Below are 8,828 nucleotides of genomic sequence, written 5' to 3' on the forward strand. Positions count from 1 at the left end.
CCACGCCCGGCCCGACGGCCCGGGACCCGATCGGGTCCCGGGCCGTCGGCATGCGGGGTGGGGACAGCCCTACCCGCGGACGCGGGTGCTCCCCGGCGGCCCGGGGGATCACACCATCGATCGCCCGCTTCGCCGCTGACAGGCTCATGACCAGCACCGACGAGGGATGCAGGCCGAGGAGACACCGTGACGACGCTGCAGGACACCGCACCGACCACCATCGCGGTCCCCGACGCTCCGGCGGTGCTCGTGGCCGCCGACTACGCGCAGGGGTCGCGGGCCCGGCAGGGCGAGCGCTTGGACCACGTGTTCGAGGAGTGCTGCGACTGGATGCGGGCGTACGGCCCCGCGAACCACCTCGCGGTCGACGCAGGGGAGATCACCCTGACCTTCGCCCAGCTCGACGAGCGCGCGAACCGGCTGGCCCGGTACCTGCTCGCCCGGGGCGCCGGCCCGGGTGACCGGATCGCGCTGCTGTTCGACCAGGCCGTGCACTCCTACGTGGGCATGCTGGCCGTCCTGAAGATCAACGCCGCGTACGTGCCGCTGGACGCCGGCTTCCCGGCCGACCGCATCGCCTACATCCTGTCCGACGCCGGCGTCCGCTTCGTGCTCTCGCTGTCGCACGTCCGCGACCGTGTCGAGGGCCTCGAGGAGTTCGCGCCCGGCCTGCTCTACATGGACCGGGCCGCCGAGGCCGTGGCCGCGCAGCCGGGCACCCGGCTCACCGACGCCGAGCGCGGCCGGCCGGTCGACGAGCTGGCCTACCTGATCTACACCTCGGGCACCACCGGCCGGCCCAAGGGCGTGGCGATCGAGCACGCGAGCATCTGCAACTTCGTCCGGGTCGCCGCCGAGGTCTACGGCATCCGCACCCAGGACCGCGTCTACCAGGGCATGACCATCGCGTTCGACTTCTCGGTGGAGGAGATCTGGGTGCCGTGGGTGGCGGGCGCGACACTCGTGCCCAAGCCGGCCGGCGGGAGTCTGCTGGGCCTGGACCTGCACCAGTTCCTCACCGACCGCCGCGTCACCGCCATGTGCGTGGTGCCGACGCTGCTGGCCACGCTCGAGGAGGACCTGCCGGAGCTGCGGTTCCTGCTGGTGTCGGGGGAGGCCTGCCCGCAGGACCTGATCGCGCGCTGGCACCGACCCGGGCGCCGGTTCCTCAACGTGTACGGGCCGACCGAGGCGACCGTCACCGCCACGTGGACGACCGTGCACCCCGACCGGTCGGTCACCATCGGGCAGCCGCTGCCGACCTACGCCACGGTGATCCTGGACCCGGAGAACCCCTACCGTGCGCTGCCGCACGGCGAGGTCGGGGAGATCGGGATCGCGGGCATCGGGCTCGCCACGGGCTACCTCAACCGCGACGACCTCACCGACAAGGCGTTCATCGAGGACTTCCTGGGCATCGCGGGCAACCCGTCGGGGCGGATCTACCGCACCGGTGACCTCGGCCGCGTCAACGACGACGGCGAGATCGAGTACAAGGGGCGGATCGACCTGCAGGTCAAGATCCGCGGCTACCGGATCGAGCTCACCGAGATCGAGTCCGTGCTGCTGCAGGTGCCCGGCATCGCCGCCGCGGTGGTCGACACGTTCGAGCCCGCGCCGGGCACGGTCGAGCTGGTCGGCTACTACAGCCTGCGCACCGGCGTCGCCGCGGTGGGCCCCGAGACGATCACCGCGCACATGCGCGACCGGCTGCCGTCCTACATGGTGCCCGCCTACCTGGAGCACCTCGACGCCATCCCGATGACGACCTCGGACAAGGCCGACCGCAAGGCGCTGCCCGCCCCGACGGCCCGGCGCGTCGGGACGGAGGCCGGCGAGCACGTGGCCGCCGAGAGCGGAACCGAGGAGATCCTGGCCGGTGCGCTGGCCCGCACGCTGGGCGTCGACCGGGTCTCGGTGCAGAGCCACTTCTTCGACGACCTCGGCGCGAACTCGCTGCTGATGGCCCGGTTCTCCGCGCTGGTGCGCAAGGAGACCACGCTGGGGTCGCTGTCGATGCGCGAGGTCTACCAGAACCCGACGGTCCGCAGCCTGGCCGCGGTCCTCGGTGACGCGGCACCCGCCGCGACAGGCACGGGGGCAGCGGCGGGGACGGCCGGCCCGGCACCGGCCGCGCCCACGGTGGTCCGCACGAGCACCGCGCGCTACTGGACGTGCGGCGCCCTGCAGCTGCTGCTGTTCCTGGCCATGGCCTACGGCAGCGGGCTCGTGCTCGACCTCGGCTTCTCCTGGGCCGCGCACGCGACGGACGACCTCGCGGTCTTCCTGCGGGCGCTGGAGTGGGGCGCCGGGCTGGTCGTGGCCTCCTGCGTGCTGCCGATCGGGGCGAAGTGGCTGCTGGTCGGTCGCTGGAAGGCCGGCGAGATCCCGCTGTGGAGCCTGCGCTACCTGCGTTTCTGGGTGGTCAAGACGCTGGTGCGGGCCAACCCGCTGGTGCTGTTCGCCGGGTCGCCGCTCTACACGCTGTACCTGCGTGCGCTGGGGGCGCACATCGGCCGTGGCGCCACGGTGCTCTCGCGCAGCGTCCCGGTCGTCACCGACCTGCTGACGATCGGCGAGGGCTCCCTGGTCCGCCGCGGCTGCCTGTTCCCCGGCTACCACGCCACCAGCGGCGCCCTGCGGACCGGACCGGTCACCCTCGGCCGCGACTGCTTCGTCGGCGAGAAGACCGTGCTCGCGATCGGCAGCGTCCTCGGCGACGGTGCGCAGCTGGGGCACAGCTCCTCACTGCACGGTCAGGTCGTCCCCGCGGGCGAGCGCTGGCACGGCGTCCCCGCGCAGCCGACGGACGTCGACTACCGCTCCGTCGCGCCGCTCCGGTCCGGCACGCTGCGCCGCTTCGTCTACGGGCTCGCGCAGCTGCTGGCCATGCTGCTGGTGGCACCTGCACTGTTCGGCGCGGCGGTCACGCTGCTCACCGCGGTGCCCGTCGTCGCCGGAGTGGTCGATCCCGCCAACCAGTCGCTCACCGCGCCGCGGCTCTACCTGACCCTCGCCGCGGTCACGGCGATCCTCTTCGCGGCGGGGGTGATCGTCTCGCTGGCGGCGATGGTGGTCCTCCCGCGCCTGCTCAGCGTGTTCGTCCGGCCCGGCCGGACCTACCGGCTCTACGGCTTCCACCACGTCGTCGCCCAGGCGATCACGCGGCTGAGCAACTCCGCGTTCTTCATGCTGCTGTTCGGCGACAGCTCCGCCGCCGTGGGCTATGCCCGCAGCCTGGGCTACGACCTGTCGGTCGTCGAGCAGACCGGGTCGAACTTCGGCACCGAGCTCAGCCACGACTCGCCGCTGCTCACCACGATCGGCACCGGCACGATGGTCTCCGACGGGCTGGCGATCATGAACGCCGACTTCTCCAGCAGCTCGTTCCGGATGTCGCGGATCGCGCTCGGCGAGCGCAACTTCATCGGCAACAACATCGCCCTGCCTGCGGGCGCCAGGATCGGTGCGAACGTCCTGCTCGGCACGAAGGTCATGATCCCGATCGACGGCCCGGTGCGCGAGAACGTCGGCCTACTCGGATCGCCGTGCTTCGAGATCCCGCGCTCGGTCGCCCGTGACTCCGCGTTCGACGAGCTCAAGGACCCCGCGGTCCTGCGCCGCAGGCTCGCCGCCAAGAACCGGTACAACGCCATCAGCATGGTCACGTTCCTGCTGGTCCGTTGGGTGCAGTTCTTCGCCCTCACGCTGATCACCACGGTCGCCGCGGGCTTCTACCCCCGCTTCGGCGAGGCGGCGACGACCGTCGGCCTCGTGGCGGCGATCGGGTTCGCGATCGTCTTCGGCGCACTGGCCGAGCGCGCCGCCACGGGCTTCCGCTCGCTCGTCCCGCGGTTCGTCTCCATCTACGACCCCTACTTCTGGCGCCACGAGCGGCTGTGGAAGCTGCTCGCGTCCGCGGCCTTCGCCGGCACCCCGTTCCGGGCCCTGAGCTGGCGGCTGCTGGGCGTGCGCATCGGGCGCCGCGTCTTCGACGACGGCTGCGGCATCCCGGAGAAGACGCTGGTCACCATCGGCGACGACGCCGTGCTCAACGCCGGATCGGTGATCCAGTGCCACTCGCTCGAGGACGGCACGTTCAAGTCCGACCGGACCGTCATCGGCGCGGGTGCCGTCCTCGGGGTCGCCGCGTTCGTGCACTACGGCGTGACCGTGGGCGCAGGCGCCGTGCTCGACGCCGACGCCTTCCTCATGAAGGGCGAGGAGATGGCCCCGCACACCCACTGGCAGGGCAACCCCGCCGTCGAGATCCGGGCGGCCGTGCCGACACCGCGTCAGGCCCCCCGGTCGCGGCGGCCCCGCGGACCCGAACCACCCAGGCCGCCCCCCAGCCCGTGTCCCACCCCGCCCCCGCCCGCCCGGCCCCGGCCCCGGCCCCGCAGGCCGGCCGTCCCACCCCCGCGGCTCCTCAGGTGCCGCCCACCTCACAGGAGATCGCCATGACCGCCCAGCCGACCACCGTCCTGCCCACCGCTGCGCTGCTCACCGCCGAGCGGACCGCCGTCGAGGTGTCTGCCGTCGAGGTGCCGGCGGCCCGTCCCACGCCCCGCCCGCGTCCCGTGCTGGCCGCGGCACCCGCCACCGCCGTCGGGCCCGTCCCGACGGCCCTGCGGCCCTCCGCCCGCCCGCACGTGGGCACGGACCTGCCCGGCCCCCGCTCGGCGGAGCTGCTGGCCCGGCAGGAGCAGCGGGAGTCGAATGCCCGCGTCTACCCCGGCACTTCCCGTTCGCCGTGGCCGACGCCTCCGGCAGCCACATCCGTGACCTGGACGGCAACGTCTTCATCGACTTCCTCGCCGGTGCCGGCGTGCTCTCGCTGGGCCACAACCACCCCGAGCTGGTCGCCGCGGCGACCGCGCAGATGGGCGTGTTCACCCACGGCCTGGACATGCCGACGCCCGCGAAGGACGCCTTCACCGAGGCCCAGCTGTCGATGCTGCCGGCGAGCATGCGAGACCGCATGAAGATCCAGTTCTGCGGCCCGACCGGCGCCAACGCCGTCGACGCCGCCCTGAAGCTCTGCAAGACCGCCACCGGCCGCGGCGACGTCGTGTCCTTCCAGGGCGGCTTCCACGGCAGCAGCCACGCCGCGATGGCGATGACCGGCAACGTCTCGCAGAAGCGCCCGATCGCCAACGGCATGCCCGGCGTGCACTTCTTCCCCTTCTCCTCGTGCAGCCGCTGCCCGCTGGCGCTGGACCCGCAGACGTGCCAGACCAACTGCGTCTCGTTCCTGGAGCGGGCCCTGCGCGACCCGAACGGCGGCCTGACCCTGCCGGCCGCGGTGATCATGGAGATGGTCCAGGGTGAGGGCGGCGTCATCCCGGCGCGCAAGGAGTTCGTGCAGCGCGTGCGGGAGCTGACCCGCGAGCTGGGCATCCCGCTCGTCGTCGACGAGGTGCAGACCGGGTGCGGCCGCACCGGCAGCTGGTTCGCTTTCGAGCAGTACGACATCGAGCCCGACGTGATCATCGCGTCCAAGGCGCTGAGCGGGATGGGCCTGCCCGTCGCGATCGTGATCTACGACGAGAAGCTCGACGTCTGGAACCCCGGTGCGCACACCGGGACCTTCCGCGGCAACCAGCTCGCCTTCGCGGCGGGTGCCAAGGCGGTCGAGATCGTGCGCCGGGACGACGTGCTGGGCAACGTGCGGGAGCGCAGCGAGCAGATCGGTGCCCGCCTGGCCGGCCTCGCGAGCCACCCGGCGGTGCTGGAGGTGCGCGGCCGGGGCCTGATGTGGGGCATCGAGCTCAACGCCCCCGCCGACGGCCGGAGCATCACCGAGCTGGCCGAGGACGTGCAGGCCCGCGCCCTGCGCAGCGGCCTGATCGTGGAGCTCGGCGGCCGCGACGACTGCGTCGTCCGGATGCTGCCGCCGCTCAACGTCACCGCCGAGGTCGTCGACATCGCGTGCTCGATCCTGCTGCACGCCATCGAGGGCGCCTACGTCGGAGCCGCCCGCGCGGCCTGACCCACCCTCCCGGCTCCGCGCCGCCTGTGCCGCACCCCGGCCCAGGCGGCGCTGCCGTGTGTGCGGGGCGCCGAGCCCGTTTTCCGCCGGACACCACGGTCGGGTGGCCGCGGCCGCGGGGGTGCCGACCGGATGTCACCCGTCCCGGGGGTCTGTGTGACACCCGCGGGTGACTGATCAGCCGACAGCGCTCCCGACCCGGGGTCCCGTGATCACATGCAGCGGTCTCGGGGGACTCGAGGGGGGCCATGTCAGACCGCAGCCATCGGCGCCGTTGGTGCGCCGTGCTCGCAGTGGCCGTCGTGGCGGTCGCGGTGATAGGTGCGCCGTCGGCGTACGCAACGGAACGAGCCCCGCGTGCCGCCGTGGTGTCGACCACGCCGGCCGCGGCCACGCTGACACCGACGGCGCCGACACCGATGACACCGACAGCGCCGACAGCGCCGACACCGACAGCGCCGACGCCGGCAGTTCCGGTCCCGACCCGAACGAAGGCGGTACCGGCAGCCGTCCCCACGCCGGACCACGTCGTGGTGGTGGTGGAGGAGAACGAGGACGCCTCCGCGATCATCGGCAACAAGGCCGCCCCGTACCTCACCTCCCTGGCCGCGCGGAGCGCCACCTTCACCCACGCGCGCGCCGAGACCCACCCGTCACAACCGAACTACATGGCGCTGTTCTCCGGTGGCCAGCAGGGTGTCTCCGACGACTCCTGCGTCGGCCGGTTGTCGGCGCCGAACCTGGGCAGCGAGCTGCTCGCCGCGGGGAAGAGCTTCGTCGGCTACTCCGAGGACCTCCCGCGCGCCGGGTTCACCGGGTGCACGTCCGGGAGGTACGCGCAGAAGCACTCCCCGTGGACCGCGTTCGCCGACATCCCGGCCGCCTCCAACCAGCCCTGGACGGCGTGGCCGGCCGACTACGCGCAACTGCCCACCGTCTCGTGGGTGACCCCGAACCTGTGCGACGACATGCACGACTGCGGCGTCGCGTCCGGGGACAGGTGGCTCGAGGCCAACCTCGCCGGCTACCTGAGCTGGGCGGCCACGCACAACAGCTGGCTGATCGTCACCTGGGACGAGGCCAGCGACTCCTCGCCCGACAACGGCATCGCCACCATGGTTGCCGGTGCTGGGGTGCGCCCCGGCCGGTACGCGGAGCAGATCGACCACTACTCGCTGCTGCGCACCATCGAGAACGCCTACGGCCTCCAGCCGCTGGGCGACAGCGCCACGGCCGAGCCGATCACCGACATCTGGGCGCCGGCCGCATCCAGCGCGGCAGGCCGTTCCGGCCCCACCGTCGCACCCGCACCGGCGGGAGACCAGCTGTCCCGCTGACGGGTTCTCAGCTTCGGGAGTCCGTGGCCGCGGTGGGGTTCTGGGTGAGCAGGGACTGCAGGCGGTCAGCGACCGTGCCTGCTGGTGCCGCGGCCACCAGGTAGTGCTGGTTGCCGGTCGGGGTGCTCGCCCAGGTGTTGGACCCGTCGGGGGCCACGGTGATGTGCCCGGGCCCGCTGAGCGTGAACAGCTTTCCGGTTCCGGTGCCGGCGACGAGGGCAGCGGTCAGGTCCCAGCTACCGGTGTCGTTGCCTGCGCCGGCGAAGATCTGGTAGGCCTCCCGGACCGGGTCGGCCGCGGGGGCGTCGGTGAGCGCCGAGCCGGTCAGGATCGGCGCGCCGATCTCGTAGCCGTCGAACACCACCGGTGTGGGCCAGTCCCCGGCCGCCTGCACCGCCGCCGCCGGGTCGTTGGCGAAGTTGGACTCCGCGCCCTTCGGGAACTGCCCGCCCATCATCACCAGCTCCTTGACCTTCGCGGCGACCAGTTGCCGGCCCGTCAGCGGGCTCGTGGCATCCGCAGGCGAGCCGAGCAGGTTCGCAAGACCGGTCTCGAGGCCGATGGCGGCGATGACGACGCTGTGGTCCGGCTGGGCGGCCAGGAGCTTGCGGTACAGCCCGACGGCTTCCGGTGCGTTCGCGCCGTCCTGGAGCGTGTTGGGGAAGTCCTTGGCGACGGGTTCTGCCCAGTTCCTCGGCGCGGTGCTGTCGTCGACGGGTTGCAGCGCGCCCACCGGCACGTTCTCGTGGTGGTAGTAGGTGTTGATCGCCTGGACCGCAGGGGCGCCCCAGCGGCTGGGCGTGTCCACCATGACGCCGAGCAGCCGCACGGCACCCTGGTCCTGCAGGACGTTGGCCACGGCCAGCGCGCCGGCGTCGTCGGCGTCGGAGAACGCGTCCGTGTCGATGATCAACGGGGTCGCGCCGGCCGCGGGAGCCGGGGCGGCGGCGGACACCCCGGCGAGGCCGGTGAACGCCCATAGACCCGCGCCGGCCACGCAACACACCGCGACGCCGATCCTTCGCCAGTTCGACATGGTCTCCTCGTTCGCCGGTGGAGGGATCAACGCCGGGCCGGCCTCATGGTTGCTGTCAGCCCTGCCATCAAGGACGTACGACAGCCCGGTCGGTTGCGTCGACCCGCCGACGACTCCGCGCCGCGTCACATCGTGCATGCCGGCGGCTTCGGTGCCCGCACGGGGGCCGTCGGGTCGTGGGGGAGCACTCCGGGCTCAGGCGGCGGCGAGCAGGGCCCGGCCGGACGGGGTGAGCACGGCCTCGCCCAGCTGCGGGTCCCGCGCGATCAGTCCGGCACCGGCGAGACGATGGCCGGTGAACTGGTCGCTGAGGAACAGGCCGTCGACGACGAGCGCCCCGCCGAGGCGCCCGGAGATCTCGCAGCGGCCCGCGGCGACGGCCCGCAGCACGGCCCGATCCCGGGGGCTGAGGGCGGGGGAGGTGGTGGTGTGCATCGTCGTCGCCTTCCGGTTCGGTCGTTCC

5 protein-coding genes are annotated in these 8,828 nt (G+C 72.8%); 3 read left to right on the forward strand and 2 right to left on the reverse strand.

Translation table 11 applies throughout. The features are described from left to right. The first annotated feature begins 186 nt into the window (after positions 1–186). From JWR81_RS04490 to JWR81_RS04500, 3 genes are all read left to right on the forward strand, one after another. A complete protein-coding gene (locus JWR81_RS04490) occupies positions 187–4,464 on the forward strand; it encodes a Pls/PosA family non-ribosomal peptide synthetase (protein ID WP_297646875.1) in 4,278 nt (1,425 codons plus the stop codon). 289 nt (positions 4,465–4,753) lie between these two features. Next, positions 4,754–5,992 carry an aspartate aminotransferase family protein gene (locus tag JWR81_RS04495; protein WP_297646877.1) on the forward strand — a complete coding sequence of 413 codons (1,239 nt, stop codon included), beginning with the start codon at positions 4,754–4,756 and terminating at the stop codon, positions 5,990–5,992. A gap of 530 nt (positions 5,993–6,522) precedes the next feature. Further along, positions 6,523–7,329 carry an alkaline phosphatase family protein gene (locus tag JWR81_RS04500; protein WP_297646879.1) on the forward strand — a complete coding sequence of 269 codons (807 nt, stop codon included), beginning with the start codon at positions 6,523–6,525 and terminating at the stop codon, positions 7,327–7,329. Between the two features lie 7 nt (positions 7,330–7,336). Here JWR81_RS04500 and JWR81_RS04505 read toward each other — a convergent pair whose 3' ends face one another. Together JWR81_RS04505 and JWR81_RS04510 are read right to left on the reverse strand one after the other, a co-directional pair. Next, positions 7,337–8,365 carry a nucleoside hydrolase gene (locus tag JWR81_RS04505; protein WP_297646881.1) on the reverse strand — a complete coding sequence of 343 codons (1,029 nt, stop codon included), beginning with the start codon at positions 8,363–8,365 and terminating at the stop codon, positions 7,337–7,339. 195 nt (positions 8,366–8,560) lie between these two features. Then, positions 8,561–8,828 (reverse strand): hypothetical protein (locus JWR81_RS04510; protein ID WP_367278733.1); only part of this gene is annotated, 268 nt, incomplete at its 5' end.

It is taken from the genome of Pseudonocardia sp., assembly GCF_025965585.1.
Classification (GTDB): Bacteria; Actinomycetota; Actinomycetes; order Mycobacteriales; family Pseudonocardiaceae; genus Pseudonocardia.

Bases quoted from the DNA above. Each gene is read 5' to 3' on its own strand.
- JWR81_RS04505 (WP_297646881.1), bottom strand. From the start codon at position 8,365: ATGTCGAACTGGCGAAGGATCGGCGTCGCGGTGTGTTGCGTGGCCGGC.